Annotated in this window: 14 protein-coding genes; 7 read left to right on the forward strand and 7 right to left on the reverse strand. The window is 47.0% G+C overall.

From position 1 onward, the window contains the following. Positions 1-66 precede the first annotated feature (66 nt). Positions 67-3132: a hybrid sensor histidine kinase/response regulator gene (locus NLX74_RS12360; RefSeq protein ID WP_254328894.1), complete on the forward strand. Its 3066-nt coding sequence runs from the start codon at positions 67-69 to the stop codon at positions 3130-3132. A 100-nt stretch (positions 3133-3232) separates the two neighbouring features. Here the strand turns inward: NLX74_RS12360 and NLX74_RS12365 are convergent, their stop codons facing one another. Beyond that, positions 3233-4381: a response regulator gene (locus tag NLX74_RS12365; protein WP_254328895.1), complete on the reverse strand. Its 1149-nt coding sequence runs from the start codon at positions 4379-4381 to the stop codon at positions 3233-3235. A gap of 200 nt (positions 4382-4581) precedes the next feature. After that, positions 4582-5256 carry an NAD(P)H-dependent oxidoreductase gene (locus tag NLX74_RS12370; protein WP_254328896.1) on the reverse strand — a complete coding sequence of 225 codons (675 nt, stop codon included), beginning with the start codon at positions 5254-5256 and terminating at the stop codon, positions 4582-4584. Positions 5257-5445: 189 nt separating this feature from the next. On the opposite strand from NLX74_RS12370, the gene NLX74_RS12375 reads away from it, so the two are divergent. Then, a complete protein-coding gene (locus NLX74_RS12375; protein WP_254328897.1) occupies positions 5446-5829 on the forward strand; it encodes a winged helix-turn-helix transcriptional regulator in 384 nt (127 codons plus the stop codon). An 81-nt stretch (positions 5830-5910) separates the two neighbouring features. Here the strand turns inward: NLX74_RS12375 and NLX74_RS12380 are convergent, their stop codons facing one another. From NLX74_RS12380 to NLX74_RS12400, 5 genes are all read right to left on the reverse strand, one after another. Then, positions 5911-7158 carry a stalk domain-containing protein gene (locus NLX74_RS12380; protein ID WP_254328898.1) on the reverse strand — a complete coding sequence of 416 codons (1248 nt, stop codon included), beginning with the start codon at positions 7156-7158 and terminating at the stop codon, positions 5911-5913. Between the two features lie 238 nt (positions 7159-7396). After that, a complete protein-coding gene (locus tag NLX74_RS12385; RefSeq protein ID WP_254328899.1) occupies positions 7397-8146 on the reverse strand; it encodes a YcnI family copper-binding membrane protein in 750 nt (249 codons plus the stop codon). A gap of 55 nt (positions 8147-8201) precedes the next feature. Then, positions 8202-9920 (reverse strand): copper resistance CopC/CopD family protein, encoded by a 1719-nt coding sequence (locus NLX74_RS12390; protein WP_254328900.1) that lies wholly within the window; start codon positions 9918-9920, stop codon positions 8202-8204. Between the two features lie 253 nt (positions 9921-10173). Continuing rightward, positions 10174-12024 carry a bifunctional diguanylate cyclase/phosphohydrolase gene (locus NLX74_RS12395; RefSeq protein ID WP_254328901.1) on the reverse strand — a complete coding sequence of 617 codons (1851 nt, stop codon included), beginning with the start codon at positions 12022-12024 and terminating at the stop codon, positions 10174-10176. 282 nt (positions 12025-12306) lie between these two features. After that, complete coding sequence (locus tag NLX74_RS12400) at positions 12307-12900, reverse strand: DUF5317 domain-containing protein (protein ID WP_103046731.1); 594 nt, start codon at positions 12898-12900, stop codon at positions 12307-12309. 201 nt (positions 12901-13101) lie between these two features. Here NLX74_RS12400 and NLX74_RS12405 point away from each other — a divergent pair, with 201 nt between their 5' ends. The 5 genes from NLX74_RS12405 to nfsA all read left to right on the forward strand — a co-directional run bounded on the left by NLX74_RS12405 (position 13102) and on the right by nfsA (position 18659). After that, positions 13102-14331: a multidrug effflux MFS transporter gene (locus NLX74_RS12405; protein WP_254328902.1), complete on the forward strand. Its 1230-nt coding sequence runs from the start codon at positions 13102-13104 to the stop codon at positions 14329-14331. A 116-nt stretch (positions 14332-14447) separates the two neighbouring features. Then, the gene (locus tag NLX74_RS12410) at positions 14448-14798 is read left to right on the forward strand and encodes a metal-sensitive transcriptional regulator (RefSeq protein WP_103046733.1); all 351 of its coding nucleotides are present in this window, start codon (positions 14448-14450) and stop codon (positions 14796-14798) included. A gap of 54 nt (positions 14799-14852) precedes the next feature. Beyond that, on the forward strand, positions 14853-15053 hold the full coding sequence (locus tag NLX74_RS12415) for a copper ion binding protein (RefSeq protein ID WP_013308457.1): 201 nt from the start codon (positions 14853-14855) through the stop codon (positions 15051-15053). A 112-nt stretch (positions 15054-15165) separates the two neighbouring features. Continuing rightward, complete coding sequence (locus tag NLX74_RS12420) at positions 15166-17622, forward strand: heavy metal translocating P-type ATPase (RefSeq protein ID WP_254326866.1); 2457 nt, start codon at positions 15166-15168, stop codon at positions 17620-17622. Positions 17623-17912: 290 nt separating this feature from the next. Further along, positions 17913-18659 carry an oxygen-insensitive NADPH nitroreductase gene (gene nfsA / locus NLX74_RS12425; protein ID WP_254328903.1) on the forward strand — a complete coding sequence of 249 codons (747 nt, stop codon included), beginning with the start codon at positions 17913-17915 and terminating at the stop codon, positions 18657-18659. The last annotated feature ends 29 nt before the right edge of the window (positions 18660-18688 follow it).

Here is an 18688-nt window from a genome sequence, read left to right on the forward strand (position 1 = left end):
AATGCTGCTGGTTCAGATGAGAGACCAGCAACGATACGCTGATGTTTGGTGCCGGATCACCAGTGGATGAATAAGCGGAACTTTCTTTTAATTACGCTGTCATTCCTGATCGTGATTATCGGCTTGCGTTTGTTGTGGTTTGATTATTACCACAATCAGGATTATCCCCGGGCCAAGGCGGGAATTCTGGATCTGAGGGGCTTGAATTTACAGGAGATAAAGACCCTACCATTAAATGGGGAGTGGGAGTTTTATCCTGGAACTTTATCTTCTCCTGCAGAACTGAAATCCTTACTTATGCAGAAGCAGCGTCAGTCCATTCAGGTACCAGGCTTATGGAGTGAGTCGGTATCTCCTGTGGATCATAAGGCATATGGCATTGGAACCTATCGGCTACTTATTTTGAGTGACAGATCGTTGGACACTTTATACGGACTTCGGATCGGGAAGATCAGTACGGCATCCAACATATTTGTGAACGGCCGTTTAATTAGTCATAGTGGTCAGGTCTCTAGCAAGGTCGAACAGCATATAGGATCAACTGTTCCATTCTCTGCTATGTTTGATGCGAACAGCCAGGCCATTGAGATTGTCATCCAAGTATCCAATTATGATTTTTCTGCTAGTGGAGGAATTATGAAGCCTATCATTTTTGGAAGCGCGGATGCTGTGAATAGCCGAACCAACTTCACGATCTCAATGCAAATTATGGTATGTATTATTTTGCTGCTTCACGGGTTATATATAGTCGTTATATTTTTTATGAATCCACAAAAGAAGGCGCTTCTGTATTTTGCGGGAATTGTAATCTGCACGGTATTATCCATCCTGACAGACGATGACAAGCTTTTATTGGAATGGTTCCCCATAAATCTAGGTCTTTCGTTAAAAATAACTACCCTTTCCTATATTGGAATAGGCATGTGTGTACTGAAGCTAGCGCAGTCTCTGTTGATTCGATCCCGAATCATTCAGATTGTTTTTATAGGCCACTGTGGTTTTGCGGTTCTGGTGTTACTTGCACCTACATCCAGCCTTTATGCATTTCTTATGGCTATTATCGCATTCCCAGCTATTACTCTATGTGCTACAGTTCCCTCCCTTGCTTTTCTTAGAACATTCAGAGGGCAAAAAGAGGCTGTTTTTCTGTTGCTAGCATCCATTAGCATCGCATCCAGCATGCTGTGGGGCATTTTCAAAACCAATGATCTCCCCTATTACCCTTGGGATATTGTGTTGGCTTTTGTGGCATTTGCATCCTATTGGTTCAAACGGTTTTTTAATACGAATGCTGAACTGAGAAGGCTGTCGGCCAGATTGCAGCGCGCTGATCAGGTGAAAAATGAATTTTTGGCCAACACCTCTCATGAGCTGCGAAATCCTCTGCATGGGATGATCAATATAGCACAGACCGTGCTGGAGAATCAGGGCGGCGTCCTAGATGAACCCAACAGGAGAAACATGCAATTGCTCGTTACGGTCGGCCGCCGTATGTCCTTATTATTGAATGATTTGCTGGATGTTACACGTCTGCGTGAAAAGGATATTATTCTGGAAAAAAGAAGCTTGAAGCCCAAGGCCGTAGCCTCGGGTGTGTTGGATATGCTTCAATTCATGACAGATGGGAAACCTCTAAACATGGTAGTAAACATCCCTGCTGATTTTCCAAATGTATTAGCGGATGAAAACCGAGTAATCCAAATCCTGTTCAATCTCCTTCACAATGCTGTTAAACATACTGCTGAGGGGACCATTTCCGTTCACGCACACATCCAAGGCGAAATGGCCAGTATTCAGGTGCGTGACACTGGCGTTGGGATGGATGAGGAGACGCAAAAGCGAATATTTCGTCCATATGAACAAGGAAATTCTCATTTGACGGTTATTGGGGATGGGCTTGGACTAGGGTTGAGTATTAGCAAACAATTGGTGGAGCTTCATGGAGGATCTTTGAGTGTAAGCTCTGAGCTTGGTCAAGGCTCAACCTTTTCTTTCACACTACCGCTTGATCCCTCACCTACCCCAGACGAATCACGCGATAACGAGCAGGTGTGTATGGATGAAGAAGCAGGTACTGATTTTATAGCTCTACAGAATGCAGCTGTGATGCAGGTTGCGGCAGGCTCTGCACGATCTGCTATACTCGCAGTAGATGATGATCCGGTTAATTTAAGGGTGTTAGAGGGCATTCTCGCCTCGGAGCCTTACGACCTTGTAACTGTAACCAGTGCCCAGGGTGCCTTGCATAGGCTGGATCATCGGGAATGGGATTTAATTATAGCCGATGTCATGATGCCCCAAATGTCGGGGTATGAGTTAACTCGGCGTGTGAGGGAATACTTTAGCATTTCGGAGCTGCCTGTGTTGCTGTTGACAGCACGTAGTCAGCAGGAGGACTTATATACGGGATTTCTTGCAGGGGCCAACGATTACATTATGAAGCCTGTGGATTCCATGGAATTGAAATCAAGGGTCCGTGCCTTGACTGATGTTAAAAAGTCCGCAAGGGAGAGGCTTTGGATGGAGGCTGCATGGTTACAGGCACAAATTAAACCTCATTTTTTGTTTAACACCTTGAATACCATTGCATCCTTAAGTCATGTGGATCACACCAGAATGGTGAAACTTATTGAAGAGTTCGGTAAATATTTAAGATCAAGCTTTAACCCTCAAAATCTTGATAGAGTCGTATCACTGGAATATGAGCTTGCTCTCCTAAAATCTTATCTTTATATAGAGAAGGAACGCTTTGGGAGTAGACTAGATATTGTATGGGAAGTAGACGAACAGATATCCGTGTTATTGCCACCGTTATCGATTCAGCCACTTGCAGAAAATGCAATTAGGCATGGTATCATGAATCGGATACATGGAGGCACATTGTGCATTCGTATTCAGCAGCGGGAGGATGGCACAGAAATAGCGATTATTGATGATGGTGTGGGCATGAGTCAAGAGGAGCTGAATCATGTGCTAGGTCCTCAGCAAGAACAGGATAGCGGGATTGGATTGCGAAATACGGATCGACGTTTGAAGCAAGTATACGGTAAAGGGCTGTATATTAGCAGTCTTCCCAACCAGGGTACAACGGTAGGCTTCCATGTTCCCAAGGCACAAAGACAGGAAACTTAATATCTCTGTCCCGTAGGTCCTATACAGAACGAGGCGAAGTAAGTGACGGTTCTAATGGGGACTCTACGGGTTCCGGAGAATTACTCCCAGTCGTAAAAAATTAGGCATGAGCCATTTGCCACTCTTTAAACCAATTTGTAATTTGTTCATTGGGCTTCTCATGAAGTTCTTCCCATAAGGCGGATGATAATAAATCATACCATTTGATCACTAAGTTATTTTTATTCATCTCAGCGCAGGTCTTCATTAATCCCCAGTAGGCTTCCTCTTCTTGGGGGTGACGACTACAGATGCCCTCATAAATAGAGATCGCCTCTTCAGGCTGGGAGTTCCCTCTATACCACTCTGCCATTTTTAATGATATGGATAACCACATTTTATGCAGTCTTTGGCGTTCACTTTCAACCCACCAAAAATCATATTCCTGTAAATAGTCCCCTTTATAAAGTTCCATCATTTTTACATAATAGGGAATGGATTCCTTGTTCATCAGGGGAGCGGATGCCAGAAGGGACTCCCATCTTTCTGTATCTAACAGAACGTTTTGTGTATGCAAAATATAACCGCCATTAGTATTGGAAATCTCTAAAAAGGAATGATACGGCGCTATCGCTTTTCTAATGTAATAAGCGGCTGTGTATAAAAGAGAGTAGGCCTTATCTTCCTCATATTCTGGCCATAGTAATTCAATCAAGGCTGATTTGCGAACCCATTGGTCATGATTTTGGAGCAAGTACAAAAACAACTCCTGAGTCTTTTTAGTTCTCCACTGAATAACAGTGGGTTGCTGATTCGGGTACGTGAAGACGACATATTGAAAAACCTGTAACTGAAGAACTGAAGGCTGATTCTCAGGCATGGAGGCTTGATCGTCACGCTTCAGAATGCGATTCATGGTTTTGATGAGACGTTCTGTCGTGACCGGTTTGAGCAGATAGTCCAGTGCGTTAAGCTCGAAGGCTTGAATAGCGTACTTATCGTAAGCCGTAACAAAAACGATCTGAATATGGGGTTTGTGCTCCAAAATTTGATTGGCTAATTCAATTCCGCTGATCCCTGGGAGTCTTACATCCAAAAAAGCTATATCTATATCATCAAGTAGAATATAGTCCTTAGCCACGAATGGATTCGTAAAAGCTCCTGCAATATGTATGCCTTGTAACTCGCCAAGCAGACGCTTCATATAATCCAAAGCCAACTCTTCATCATCGACAATAACAATCCTTGTCAATATCTCTGATCTTTCCACGTGTACTGTACTCCTTTTTAGGCAGATACATCTTATTATATAGGATAACTTGACTACGGCTATAAGCAAAAAGTTGTAGAATAAAAAAAATTTAAATAAACAGGCGGGCTGCAATGGGTCATCGTTAAGATGAATGATCGCAAGCCCGCCTGTTAGGCAGTGCCAAACTTAAAGATTGACTAACAGTATTGGACGAATATTTACAGAATCCAGCGTGTGACCTTTTCCAGTGCTTGTCTGGATTTTTCCCGCTTGGGTTCATGAGCACGATAACCGAAGGCAGCAATGACTGAAATATCGAGCAGCCCGTTCTCCAGCAGTCCTTCTTCCTCCAATATGGCATGCACCTGATCGTAATTAAAGCCCTCAATTGGACAGGAATCAATACCGATCTGAGCCGCTGCTGTCATCATATTGCCTAAGGCAATGTAGGTTTGCTTGGAAGCCCAGTCAAATAACGTACGTTCGTTTTCCAGCAGACGTTGACTTTCACCCTGGAAAATCTTATAGCGGCCTGGCAGTGAGGCAAAGTCTTCCTCAGACATACCTTTAACCTCTTTATACATATACTCCACGTAAGGAGAATCATAACGAACATCCTTGCGCGCCAAAATCAGGACGACGTGGCTAGCCGCAGGGATCTGCTTTTGACCGCCGCTGGAAACTGCAGCCAGCTTTTCTCTCAATGCCTGATTTTGCACAACTACAAACTGCCATGGTTCAAAACCGACGGAGCTTGGAGAAAGTCGTCCGGTTTCGAGAATGAACTGAAAATCCTCTTCCGGTATGATGCGATTGGGATCGAATTCTTTCGTGGCGTGCCTGAACAGAAAGGCGTCCAGAATTTCCTGTTTTTTAGCTGATGTATTAGACATAAAATGTACTCCTTTGGGTATGGGTTTAGTTGGTACTCTATGGGTTTTCTGCTACTATAATGAGAGCTGATATCGAATATATAGTTATCATATAGAAAGTTTTTGCAGGGAACAAGTACGCACATATTTGTTCCTTGTCATACGTCTGGGGCTATTGGTTTACACATTCTACAGAAAGAAGGGGTATACATGGCACAGGAGATGGAACATGCAGTTAGCGTTAATTTTGGATGTCCGGTAGCGAAAACCGTCGGGGTTATAGGCGGCAAATGGAAGGGAGTCATCTTGTATCATTTGACCACAGGACCGCGGCGCTATAACGAAATTCGACGGACCTTGCCTAATATTACACAGCGGATGCTAACCTTGCAGTTGCGCGAATTGGAGAGAGATTGCATTGTGCACCGTGAAATTTATAATGAGAATCCACCGCGTGTGGAATACTCGCTTACCCCGTTAGGAGATACGTTAAGGCCGTTGCTGGATTTTATGAGAGACTGGGGGATCTTCTATGGAGAACAGGGTTGCGAGCCTGTGACGACAACTTCCAAATCAGGCAAGCACTTCTGTTAAGGGGAATGAAGAAAGCCCGCCAAATGATTTCATAGAAGACGCATAAGAAATCATTAGCGGGCGGAATAAGGTCAGATACACTTATTTAAACTCGATGGCTTCGTTCATCTGTGCCCAGGCTGTTTCTCCAATGATACCCAAGCGCCAGATAGCGATTCCTTTGAGGTCATAACGTTTGGCTAAACCGATCTTGGCGTTAACGGTGCTGTCTTTTTCGCTACCCATCGAAATCCCCAAAATAAGCTTGTCCCGCGAGGTTTCCTTCAAGGCCAGTTGTATGGCTTCATCCACTTTTTCCAAAGGCTCAGGCGTAGCCTTCTGTCCGTAATCATAAGCCATAATGATCAGATCGTCCGCCAGATTGCCCAGCGTTTTGTAGTCATAGCCAGAGTAAGAGCTGTTCAGCGGATGCAGAACGACGGTGAGCTTGAGCCCGGCCTGATGCGCTTTGGTCGATAGCTTTTTAATAAAGGCGTTGTAGTCTGAACGCGCTTTGGCTTTATCGCCGCTCCACCCCAAACCTTCCAGGTCTAGCGTAATGCCTTTAAATTGTTTGTCGGTGGCGGTGCTGACGATTTGGGAAATGGTCTGTTCTTGAAGCTGCGCATTTTCCAAAATCTTGGTCAGCTCGTGATTGCCATCTCCAGAATAGACCATCAGGTAAGGGGAAGTCCCCTGGCTGTCTGCCTCCTGCACAATGGACTCCGGTGTTACGGTTCCAGCGGCTTGAGGCCATTTGTATTCCTTGCCGTTTGTCGTAAATTGTCCGTTCGTATCAATTCGACTCCAGCCGAAGGCAACTGCGTTAAAATCCGGTATTTTGGATTTCTGGTCAAAGGAAGACAGCGCATAGAAGCCTACTGTATACATAGCTTCACGAGGCGATGTAATGGAGACCGTTCGTGTTCCCTGGTTCCAGTTCACCGTGGCTCCAAACTGCTGCCCGAAAAAGCTCAGCGGAATCATGGTGCTGCCGTGCACGGTTTGCGGAGCGGCTGTTAGTTGAACCGTTTGTCCGTCCACTGTGGCATTGCGGCTACCCATCTTTAGAACCACCTGCTTGGTAGCAGAGCCTTGCGCTTTGGTAGCGGTGATGCTTTGGCTGGCTTGATCCCATTTCACTGTAATGCCAAGAGCCTCAGAAATAGCGCGAAAGGGAACCATGGTCGTGCCGTTCATCATGGCAGGTTGTACGGGGAACGGTAATGGATATCCGTCCAGCATGATGCTGATCTTACCGGTCTCGGCTTGTGCCAAAGGGCTATAGAGGCCCACTGTGGTACTCAGAAAGATAGCACTAGATAACAGAGCCTTATTTACGATTTTCATCCTATGATCTCCTATGCTCAATAGATTGCAATGCTATCATGTTAGAATCGTGAGGTTCTACCTATTTTACCAAAAAAATGATAGAAAGGTGAATGTGAAATAATAGGATGAGATGAATCTAAGTATGTATTTAAGCTGAATATTAATCGTTTTCTTTCATACCAAAAAAGCTGACCCCTTTTAAATAGGTGTCAGCTTTTCTTTTTAAAACGGTCTTAACCTTTATACGTAACCCAGATTACTTGCGGCGCTTGAGTGCAATGCCGACAGCTGCGGCACCAAGAACGACTGCAATGATCGAGAGGACGAGTGCTGTCGTTTGTGTAGCAGAGCTGGCTGGAGCAGAAGCGGCAGGTGTAGCTTCTACAGCATTGTTCGAAGCAGGTGCGGGGCTGCTGCTATCTTTAGCCGCATCTGTGCTCGTATGGCCTGCTGCCGTGCCCGCTGAATCGTGTCCGCTGTCTGCGGCAGGGGCAGGAGTTGCGGACGTGGCATCCGCCGTGATTTCAGTAATGGAATGTGGATTATTACTTCCTTCGTCACCTGTCCATTCCACGATACTTCCGTCACTGTAATATTGGAAGGCGTCCCAGGGGGCTGCGGTATTTTGGTCTGGATTTTGCGCTACAAAGCTGAAACGCTGATACTGACCCGCTTGAATGCCGTCTTTTTCAGTCGTCCAGGTCACGGTGGTTACTTTGCCAGAGCTGTCTTTTTCCGTGGCTACTTTCCAATCCGGTACAGGCTCGTATTGTTTGAAAACGACCTCTTTCGGAATTTTCAAGGCGACTTTGGTGGTTGGAATGTTTTTTTCCACGGGTACTTTCAATGTGTACGTTTCCCACGCATTAGGTTGTGAAACAGAAGGCTTGACTGTCACATGTGCACTGGCCATACCTGCAAAAAGTAAGGCACCCGCCGCAATTAGACCCATAGAGGTCGCAAGCCTGGAAAATCTGAATTTTGCTGTTTGAATCGTTGTATTCATATTTATTTCGCTCCTTTTAAGTGAGGATTTCATACAATCCTGAAGTATAAAATAATTATTTTTTACCGCCTACATGCAGGGTGAATTCAGCATCAACCGCATCGAGTGATGCCGTCAGAGCATGTACTTTTACCGCCCATGTTCCTTCGGAGGTCATCAATTCCTGACTGTGGAATGGTTGTTGCTGCTTCACGGGTAGAACAAATTCCTGTTGATCTTGGTCAGGATCTGCTGGAGTGAGCGTTAATGTAACCTGCTGGATTCCCGAAACGGCAGCACCTTTGCTATCCTGAACGGATACCTTGAATTCATTGCTGCCTACAGTATTGGGGCTGACTGACAGCGTAACGTTGTATCCGCCCGTAGTGCGAGTCTCCTCAAACGGAACAGCAGGTGCCTGGCCGGGTGACAGGTGAGTAAGCACCGCAGTCAACAGCATCACGAGCAGGCCGACGGACACCTCGGCACGCAATCCCCGGGCGGCTTGCTTGCTGGGCGCCGCTTGCCGTGCGCTGCGGAACTGGCTGGCCGCAAAGGCCAGCATGACTAGCAGCAGCGCTGCCTTGCCGAGCAGAACGAGTCCATAGGACGTGTTCAGCAACATGGAGGGAGCCGGAATGTACAGCACGGCTCCATATATACCGGTGGCAAGTAGCGCTGCCACCATAGCAATGCCCCAGCCGGCAAAGCGGCGCAGGGCGGCTTGCCGCAAAGTTGCCCGCTCGGATACGGGCAACTCTGCTCCGGCAACAGGCAGGCACACGACCATGACGGCAAGTGAGCCGATCCAAAAAGCTGCTGCTGCGAGATGGACAAAGTCCGCCGCAATGGCCGGAGCTGGATGGGTAGCCGCTGCCGGATGACCGACAAAGGCTTTGGACAGCATGAGGCATAGCGTTAGGAGAGCTGAGCTGTAGCCCCAAAGACGGCGCTGGCGATTCGAAATGCTGTAATCCAGCGCGTAAATCAGCGTTACGCTTAGGAGCAGCACGAGAATCATCTGGATAAACCAAATTTGCCCGGCTCCAGTAAATTGGAGAGCTTCTCCCAGAATCGGGAGTGAGAAGCCCTCCCTGATGGAAACCCCGGCATCCCATGAAGCCTGAAGTGGCAGGCTGATCAGAATGGCAGCAGACGTTATGCCGTAGCCGCTCCATAGCAGCTTAGTCCAGCGGGGTAATGTGTCAAAGGGCCGCTGATTTTGCTGATGCTGTTCACTTCGATTCTTGTCTTGGCTTATGCTCGGTAAGATGAACAGCCGGAAACAAATCGCTCCAAAAAGCAGCGATAGTCCTATGTAAAGAAACCAACGGACAGCGATTAAGTCGATTCGTGATGTCCCTGAGCTTTCAGATGCGATAGCTTGATGAGTAGGCGCATTGGAACCGCTACCTACTTGAAATGGAATGACTCCATTAACCGGATGTCCGTCTGCGGATAAAGCTCTCCAGTTGACGGAGTAAATTCCATTTTTCACCCCTGGAATCAATTGGATTTCCATGGTGGCTTTGTGATTCGGGTCAAGCTGTGCTTTTCCTGTGTCGACCCGCTTGCCTGTTTCATCGGTCACTTTGATCGACATAAAGGCAGATTGCAAATCTTCATTGAAGGTGATGGTCACCTGAGAAGGCGACTTGTCCAAAACCTGATTTTCGGTCGGACTGGATTCAATGACAAATGCATGAGCCCACGAAGAGTGAGGAAACAGGATTAGAAGGGGGAGACACAGCAATAAGAGACAAGCCACACGGGCTGGTCTGGACAGGTACAACATGCCTGTGAAGTCACCTTCTCTCGATTACTTGAAGCGAGGATATCCCCATTTGTAACATTTTATACGGACAAACCCATTCCTATCTTAATCATAGTGCATATAGCGTGAATAGATGGAACGAATTATGACATTTATATGAAATTTGAAATAATAAGCATTATACAAAATGTCAATCATATGAAAACCCCTAGCGTGGTTGGATTCAGGACGATTTCAACCACGCTAGGGGCAAAGAGGAAGAGCCAATGAAGGATTAGAGCCCTGTTTCCATGAAATCCGTGAAAGCAGGTTGCTTATGTTGAATATAATGGATAAAAGTAGCCGTTAGTTTGGGATCGAATTGGCTACCCGAGCAAGCACGTAGTTCTTCAATGGCCTCCTCGAACGTTTTGGTGGGTTGATAGGGGCGCTCAGTTGTCATCGCATCAAAAGAGTCGATGATCGTCAGCATCCGACATAAACGTGGAATTTGCTCGCCCTTAAAGCCAAACGGATAGCCTCCTCCGTCATAACGTTCATGATGCAGCTCCACAAAAGGAACCAAATCTATGAATCGTTCGTTGGCTTCGACAATTCGTTTCCCCCACATGACATGCGCTTGCACCATCTGCCATTCCTCACCAGACAGCTTCTCTTTTTTATTGAGGATATTCCAGGGAATCTCCAGTTTACCAATGTCATGAATGAGGGCACCTAGTATGAAACGCCGCTTATCCTCTGGTCCAAGCTGAAGCACATCGCTCATGTCTGCTGCATATCTGAATACCCGTTTGGAATGCTTGAAAGTGTTAATATCCTTGTACAAGAACAAATTAAGCTGCTGTTCAAGATCACGAATATCCTGCCCCAGATCGACCTCGCGCTCCACTTCATTTAAACTTCCATGCGTATGAACGATGTTTTTTCCCTGTTTCTTGGCGTAGTACAGGGCTTTATCCGCCAGATCGACCAGCTGTGATTTGTCGTAGATGTCAATGCGACTTTGTGCAATGCCTGCGGAGAAGGACAGACAGCCGTGTGGAAAAATTTCAACACCCTCATAACGAGAATCATTTAATCTTTTTCGAATAGCATTAACTATTTCGTATGCTTGTTCAGCGGTATGAGCGGGCATCAGCAGGGTGAATTCTTCTCCACCATAGCGGGATACGGTGATGTGGGTGCCGGAGGTCTCCTTTTTTAGAAATTCACCGAGAAATCCCAGTAGCTGATCGCCTTTGAGATGACCGAAATGATCATTGTATTTTTTGAAATCATCTATATCAATCAGAGCCAGACTGAGAGGAGTATTCTCGGATCTGGATATATTTAATTCAGCTTCAAGTGTATTTTCAAAGTAGCTGTGATTGTATAGCCCTGTTCTGCGATCCATGTTCGCTTTTTCTTCGATTTCCCGATACAGCGTGAACATTTGCTTGAATGCGTGAGACAGGAGCATGCTTAGCCCAAGGAACAGCAAAAGTCCTAAAATGCCATTGTCATAAATCAGTGTAGTCAATACCAAAGACAGAATGAGTGTACATAAGTATACGAGCAGAGATTCAGCCAAAAAAGCCTGTTTAAGCTCATTGAAGGACCCTTTGTATGCGATATAAAAGTAGATGCCCAGTGTGATGGTGTTCACCGCAAAGTAGCAAATCAACGCTAGCAGGTAGGAAACAAAATGATCTTTGTTTAAAGCTCCCTGCGTTCCGCCGCTTAGTTCAAATACTGTTGAAGACAGGGAAATGGAAAGGGCGTAAATGGAAAAATTGACGGTATGCTTCCACCAGGACAGCTCTGTGTGCCGGAACATAGCGATGATTACATTTAACAGCAAAATCAGAATGGCAATTTCGGTGCCATGCACAAAAATACAAGCCAGATACACGGAGGAATCCATGGACTGCTTGTTACTGGCTGGGGGTAACTGGAATGTAAAATGCTCCAGAATCAGAACGGCTCCCAATAGGGAATAGATCGTGACCCACTCTGTTGTCGTATAGTGCAAAAAGGACCATTGGTTCGTATACAAGAGGACGATCATGCCTACCATACATATGCAAAACACGTATATTCCCGTCGCGGTAACCCGTTCTTGCAGCTGTTTTATTATACTCATCATTTCTTCTCCTGCCTTGTCGTATCTTGATGTCAAAGCTACCAGGGGTGAATGGGATAATTTACAATCTTGTAATCGAAAATTTCACATGAAAAAACAGGCCGGAATCCAGCCTGTTTTGTTGAGCCTGTGCTTCCTTTTTTTCTTATCGGTGACTAGCCCCCGATTTTGTAACCGGAAGTCAAAGCAATGATGACAGAGGCCACGATAATAGCATTGATAATCACACGGGAGTATTTCAAGTTTTTCATAGGATTCCCTCCCTTCCTTGGAATAAGGTGCGCACTAGGCGTGGCGGGGATTGGTTTCTTGCTGCTTATCCTTAGTTCTCTTCACGACCATAATGCTTTGGATAAACAGGAACATCCCGAAGTTCATGACCACATCTCCAATACTAATCACCTGCGTGCGGGGATAGGGTTTGGAGAGAGGAATAATGTCACCAAGCAATGATAGACGCGTGCTCGCATCCATCATGTAATGTTTCGAGATGACACTTCCGGATTTAAGCATATCTGTATAATAGGGACCCAGCACCTCCGAAGCGCTCAATGAGACCGGCATCCTGCCGCCATTCACCGCCATAACGATAAAATTCATCAATACGCCGATTATAATAAGCTTGAATCCCTTATGATGTCTGTTCAACCAGAGAAATATCAATCCAACCACGTAGACTCCCATAAATAGATACCCGTTAATGGCTGCCAGCCAAGCCCACTTTTCCTGGGCATAAAAAATAATGAATTGTACCAGCAGCAGCACAGGGAACATCCAGCCGGCTATAAGGCGAATTTGACTGAAACGGATCAGACCTTGCCGCCAGCCTCCTCTGAACAGACCTACAATGAGACCCAGTAGCACTCCATCATAGACCATTATCATTCTCCAGATTCCACAAATTTTTTGTTTTGGTTATCGTATAATTCGACCTGAAATTGGTAAATTCCTGCCTGATATATAGCAGTTTTGAAAAAAAATTGCGGATTAGCGTGTAATTATTCGAAGCCAGACGAAATGAGTGATATCATGTTGTATTGAAGTAATTATTTATATTTTGTGAAAAGGATGATTATTATTATGAACCGGTTATCCAATACTGTTATGGTTGCCGCAGATATGACCAAATCGCGAATATTATGGATCGCCTTTGTCCTGGGTGCATTGAGTGCTTTCGGGCCGTTGTCCATAGATATGTATTTGCCGTCGCTGCCTACATTAGCCGACAATTTGCATACGACCACTTCGCTGGCGCAGCTTAGTTTGACCGCCTGTCTGTTGGGACTGGCCGTTGGCCAGATCGTCGCTGGTCCGCTTAGCGACGTAAGGGGTCGCAGAGGACCGCTGGTGATCTCGCTCATTCTGTACGCTGTTGCTTCGCTGCTATGCGTGTTTGCGCCGAATATCGGTATGCTCATTGCGCTTCGCTTTATTCAAGGGCTTACGGGGTCGGCCGGGATCGTGATTTCCAGAGCTGTAGCCCGTGATCTTTACTCGGGCAAAGAGTTGACACGCTTTTTCTCACTGCTCATGCTGGTGAACGGCGTGGCCCCCATTGCTGCACCAGTACTGGGCGGTGTCATATTGAACTTTGTTTCCTGGCGTGGTGTATTCATGGTGCTTTGTGTAGTCGGCGTGGCTATGCTAATTGCCGTCGTGTTGGGTTTGCCAGAAACGTTGCCAACTAACCGCCGCTCGTCCGGTGGCTTGAAGCAGACGCTGGGAACACTTGGTCATCTGTTTGCCGATCGACGCTTTATGGGTTATGCCCTCTCACAGGCGCTGATTACAGGAGCGATGTTCGCGTATATCGCTGGCTCACCATTCGTGCTTCAGGATATTTTCGGGGTTTCCCCTCAGACGTATAGCATCATTTTTGCAGTGAATGGTTTGGGGATTGTACTGTTTTCGCAGTTGACGGGTAGACTCGTGGGTCGCTTCAGCGAACGACAGTTACTCTTGTCGGGTCTGATAATTGCGGCTGTAGCCGGAATCAGCTTGCTTACTGTAGCCTTTACCGGAGGCCAATTGTTTGCTGTTTTAGTTCCTCTGTTTTTTGTCGTTTCCTGCGTAGGGATTGTAAGTACAACGACGACTTCATTGGCAATGCAGAGTCAGCAGCGCTCCGCAGGCAGTGCGTCCGCCATGCTTGGTCTGTTGCCTCTATTGCTGGGTTCCATTGCTTCACCGCTAGTAGGCTTGGGGAGTGGAACAACCCCCGTACCGATGGCGGTCGTTATAGCTATAGCCGAGATTGGCGCGCTATTAAGCTTTGTCGTACTTGCTAAGGAAGCACGCTCAAAAGTATAAAATAGGGCAGAAAAGTGACATTTTTCTGGAAGGTTGACATACCCCATGGGGGTATATTATGATAAGGATATAACAAATGCATAAATGCATATATACACCACACAGGAGGCTGATGTATGGCTGAGGAGCAACCTGTTTCCCACACTGAAATCCATGAGAATCACTGTGGAACAGACGGGGAAAAGACAGTTAGAAAAAGTCATCATTCGGCAGAGTTCAAGAACAGCCTCGTATCCCGGTTGAACCGTATTGAAGGTCAGGTTCGCGGAATTAAGGGCTTGATTGAGAAGGATACCTACTGTGACGATGTACTGAACCAGATTGCGGCTGTCCAGTCCGCGCTGAATGGTGTCGGTAAGCTGCTGTTGGAAGGGCATATGAAAAGCTGTGTCATTGAGCGCATGCAGGCAGGAGAGCAGGAAGTGATTGACGAGCTGCTGGTTACGGTCAAAAAGCTAATTCGTTAAGAGTAGTATTCATACACATTATGGGTACGGAAGTATCCCTGAGGAGGAAAAGAAATGGCACAAGTTACATTGAACGTAGAAGGCATGAGCTGCAATCATTGCGTGAAAGCAGTAGAAGGGGCTTTGGAGAAAGTTGGCGCTACCGGCAAGGTCAGCCTCGAAACGAAACAAGTGAATGTAGAATATGACGAGTCCAAGCTGAACGTTGAAGCTCTGAAAACAGCCATTGAAGACCAAGGCTATGATGTTGTTTAAGCTGAAGATATTTTATGTGTGAAAGACTTGTTTTGAAGGAGAAGCTTCCATATTAGAAGCTTTTTCTTTTTGGATATGATATACCCCACTGGGGTATAAGAGGAGGGTTACCATGGAAAACCGTGCGACCGACGGTGACAAGCAGACAACGCTTCACATTACGGGGATGTCCTGTGCCGCCTGTGCAAGCCGTATTGAGAAAGGTTTAAATCGAATAGATGGTGTGGCACAGGCTAATGTGAATTTGGCTTTGGAGCAGGCGTCGATATCCTATGATCCCAAGCAGGTGGAGATCCCTGAGTTTCGCGATAAAATTGCTTCTCTTGGTTTTGGTACTGTAAGTGAAGAAGCCAATCTGAATGTGACGGGCATGACTTGCGCGGCCTGTGCAACCCGAATTGAAAAGGGATTGAATCGGATGCCTGGTGTAACAGGTGCCACGGTAAACTTGGCGATGGAAACAGCTCATGTGGAATATGCCGCGGGGAGTATTGCGGTTGGTGATCTGGTGAGCAAGATTGAACAGCTAGGCTACGGAGCGATCCCGCAGAGCGCTGAGGACAATATCGCGGATGTGCGCAGTAAGGATATCCATCGTAAAAAATGGAAGTGGATTGTGTCCGCAGTGCTGTCGTTTCCGTTGTTGTGGGCGATGGTGGCTCATTTTTCCTTTACGTCATGGATTTATGTGCCGGAACTGTTCTTGAATCCATGGTTCCAACTAGTGCTGACAACGCCGATTCAGTTCGTCATTGGTTGGCAGTTTTATGTGGGCGCGTACAAAGCGCTTCGCAACGGGAGTTCGAATATGGATGTGTTAGTTGCACTAGGTACGTCTGCGGCTTATTTTTACAGCTTGTACCTTACGCTGCGTCCGTCTGATGTCATGGAGGGGATGGCGGGAATGCCTGTCATGACCATGCCAGAGCTGTATTACGAGACAAGTGCAGTACTAATTACGCTTATTTTAGTGGGTAAATGGTTCGAGGCGGTAGCCAAAGGGCGTTCGTCCGAGGCGATCAAGAGCCTGATGAGTCTACAGGCGACGACGGCACGTGTAGTACGTGATGGACAAGAGCTTGATATACCGATCGAACAGGTACGTGTGAAGGATATCTTTATTGTACGACCCGGCGAGAAAATTCCTGTCGATGGAGTGGTCGTGGACGGACGTTCCGCAGTGGACGAATCCATGTTAAGTGGTGAGAGTCTTCCGGTTGAAAAAGAAGCAGGTTCGGCAGTTACAGGGGCGACGCTTAATAAAAACGGGGTACTACGTATTCAGGCGGAGCGTGTGGGTGGAGATACGGCGTTGTCCCGGATTATTAAGGTCGTGGAAGATGCACAAAACTCTAAGGCCCCGATTCAGCGGATTGCGGATCAGATTTCCGGTATTTTTGTCCCCATTGTTGTTGCTATTGCTGTGTTAGCCTTTATCGTCTGGTTTTTCCTTGTGACGCCGACTGATTTTGCAGGCTCACTGGAGAAAATGATTGCAGTTCTCGTCATAGCTTGTCCTTGTGCGCTCGGCTTGGCTACTCCAACGTCCATTATGGCAGGATCGGGACGTGCCGCTGAATACGGTATTTTGTTCAAGGGTGGCGAGCATTTGGAAATGACCCGTTCAGTCAACGCAGTGGTATTGGATAAGACAGGAACAGTTACGAACGGCAAGCCAGAGCTGACAGATGTTATGGTTGGTGCAAGCGGCTTGGCTGAAAACGATTTGCTGCGGTTGCTCGGTGCAGCAGAAAAAAGCTCGGAGCATCCGCTGGCGGAAGCCATTGTAAAGGGGATTGCAGATCGAGGAATTGAGCTGGTAGGACCGACAGATTTTGAAAATATTCCGGGTTATGGTGTGAAGGCGCATGTGGAAGGTAAGCAGGTATTGGCGGGTACACGCCGATTGATGAGCAGGGAAGGCATCGCAATAGATGACTCAGCCGAGCAGTATATGAATGAGCTGGAAAACGCAGGGAAAACCGCGATGCTGGTCGCTGTGGACGGTTCCTATGCCGGACTGGTGGCTGTAGCGGACACGATTAAAGAAACGTCACGGGAGGCCGTTGCCCGTCTGCGGGCGATGAACATTGAAGTCATCATGATTACGGGTGACAATGAACGGACTGCGCGGGCTGTTGCCGCCGAGGCCGGAATTGAACGAGTGCTGGCGGAGGTGCTACCTGAAGGAAAGGCTGAGGAAGTGAAACGGCTTCAGGAACAAGGCATGATCGTAGCTATGGTTGGGGATGGTATTAACGATGCGCCTGCGCTGGCTACTGCTAATATTGGGATGGCGATGGGCACGGGAACGGATGTGGCTATGGAGGCGGCGGATATTACCCTCATGCGCGGCAACCTGAACAGCATTCCTGACGCGATCGAAATGAGCCGCCGGACTATGACAAACATACGACAAAATCTGTTTTGGGCGCTCGGTTATAACGTGATCGGTATTCCGATTGCCGCTTTGGGCTTCCTTGCTCCATGGTTGGCGGGAGCAGCCATGGCATTTAGCTCTGTTTCGGTTGTGCTGAATGCACTGCGTCTCCAACGGGTGAAGCTGTAAAATGTATGGATGCACCAGCAGGATAGCGTGCTGCCGGACATCTGTAGCGAGATAAAGTTATTATCAGAGTATAGAGCAAGTACGCACAATTGGTTTTCTGCGTGCTTGCTTTTTGTTGCGTTTGTTTTTTTAAACCATACTGTTAACCCTCATCACGTCAGGTTGCTTATCATTCGCGAAAGTTTCATAATATTTGTAGGAGTGCCATGCAAGCATGCAAGAACTTCTTCGTATACTCACAGCTAGAAGTAGATAAAGAGCTTAAATTATGGATTAGGAGTGAAGCAGTCATGAATGATACGATTTCCTTGTTGATGAATCACCGGTCTGTGCGAAAGTTCAAGTCAGACGCCGCCGTTACCGACGAGCAGCTCGCAGCTATTGTGGCAGCTGGCCAAATGGCTTCCTCGTCCAGTAATGTGCAGGCATATACCGTTATTGCCGTTACCGAGCCTTCTTTAAAAACAAAACTGGCCGAGTTGGCAGGAGGGCAGGCTTATGTTGAGCAATGCCCCGCGTTTCTGGTATGGTGCGCAGATCTGTACCGTTTGAAGCAGGTCACACTCCACCACCAGCCAGGTCAGCCTTCCTATGAAGGGTCCGTCGAAAATTATACGGTTGCGACCATTGATGCCGCGTTAGCTGCACAAAATGCAGCGGTAGCCGCTGAATCACTGGGCCTGGGCATCGTCTACATTGGCGGCATTCGTACTAAAATAGCAGAGGTCTCTGAGTTGCTAGGGTTGCCAGAGCTGGTGTATCCAGTGTTCGGTATGTGTATTGGTGTACCAGATCAGGAAACGGGCTTGCGCCCACGTCTTCCGCTGTCCGGTGTTTTGCATATGAACGGCTACGACAAAAATCAGACGATGAAAGCTGTAGAGGTATACGACCACACATCAGCCGAATATTTGAAGGAGCGTACGGGCGGTCAACGCTCTACGCCATGGTCTGAGCAAATGGCCGCGAGACTGACCGAGCCAGCACGTTTGAAGATGAAGCCATTTTTGGAACAAAAGGGTTTCTTGAAGCAATAAAAGCTGAGTAGCGACAAAAAACTCTGTAA

The sequence above is a fragment of the Paenibacillus sp. MZ03-122A genome (assembly GCF_024213325.1).
Classification (GTDB): domain Bacteria; phylum Bacillota; class Bacilli; order Paenibacillales; family Paenibacillaceae; genus Paenibacillus; species Paenibacillus polymyxa_B.

Coding starts and splice junctions, on each gene's coding strand:
- NLX74_RS12370 (WP_254328896.1), bottom strand. CDS start 5,256: ATGTCTAATACATCAGCTAAAAAACAGGAAATTCTGGACGCCTTTCTG.
- NLX74_RS12395 (WP_254328901.1), bottom strand. CDS start 12,024: ATGATGAGTATAATAAAACAGCTGCAAGAACGGGTTACCGCGACGGGA.
- NLX74_RS12360 (WP_254328894.1), top strand. CDS start 67: ATGAATAAGCGGAACTTTCTTTTAATTACGCTGTCATTCCTGATCGTG.
- NLX74_RS12390 (WP_254328900.1), bottom strand. CDS start 9,920: ATGTTGTACCTGTCCAGACCAGCCCGTGTGGCTTGTCTCTTATTGCTG.
- NLX74_RS12415 (WP_013308457.1), top strand. CDS start 14,853: ATGGCACAAGTTACATTGAACGTAGAAGGCATGAGCTGCAATCATTGC.
- NLX74_RS12375 (WP_254328897.1), top strand. CDS start 5,446: ATGGCACAGGAGATGGAACATGCAGTTAGCGTTAATTTTGGATGTCCG.
- NLX74_RS12410 (WP_103046733.1), top strand. CDS start 14,448: ATGGCTGAGGAGCAACCTGTTTCCCACACTGAAATCCATGAGAATCAC.
- NLX74_RS12420 (WP_254326866.1), top strand. CDS start 15,166: ATGGAAAACCGTGCGACCGACGGTGACAAGCAGACAACGCTTCACATT.
- NLX74_RS12385 (WP_254328899.1), bottom strand. CDS start 8,146: ATGAATACAACGATTCAAACAGCAAAATTCAGATTTTCCAGGCTTGCG.
- NLX74_RS12400 (WP_103046731.1), bottom strand. CDS start 12,900: ATGGTCTATGATGGAGTGCTACTGGGTCTCATTGTAGGTCTGTTCAGA.
- NLX74_RS12405 (WP_254328902.1), top strand. CDS start 13,102: ATGAACCGGTTATCCAATACTGTTATGGTTGCCGCAGATATGACCAAA.
- NLX74_RS12380 (WP_254328898.1), bottom strand. CDS start 7,158: ATGAAAATCGTAAATAAGGCTCTGTTATCTAGTGCTATCTTTCTGAGT.
- nfsA (WP_254328903.1), top strand. CDS start 17,913: ATGAATGATACGATTTCCTTGTTGATGAATCACCGGTCTGTGCGAAAG.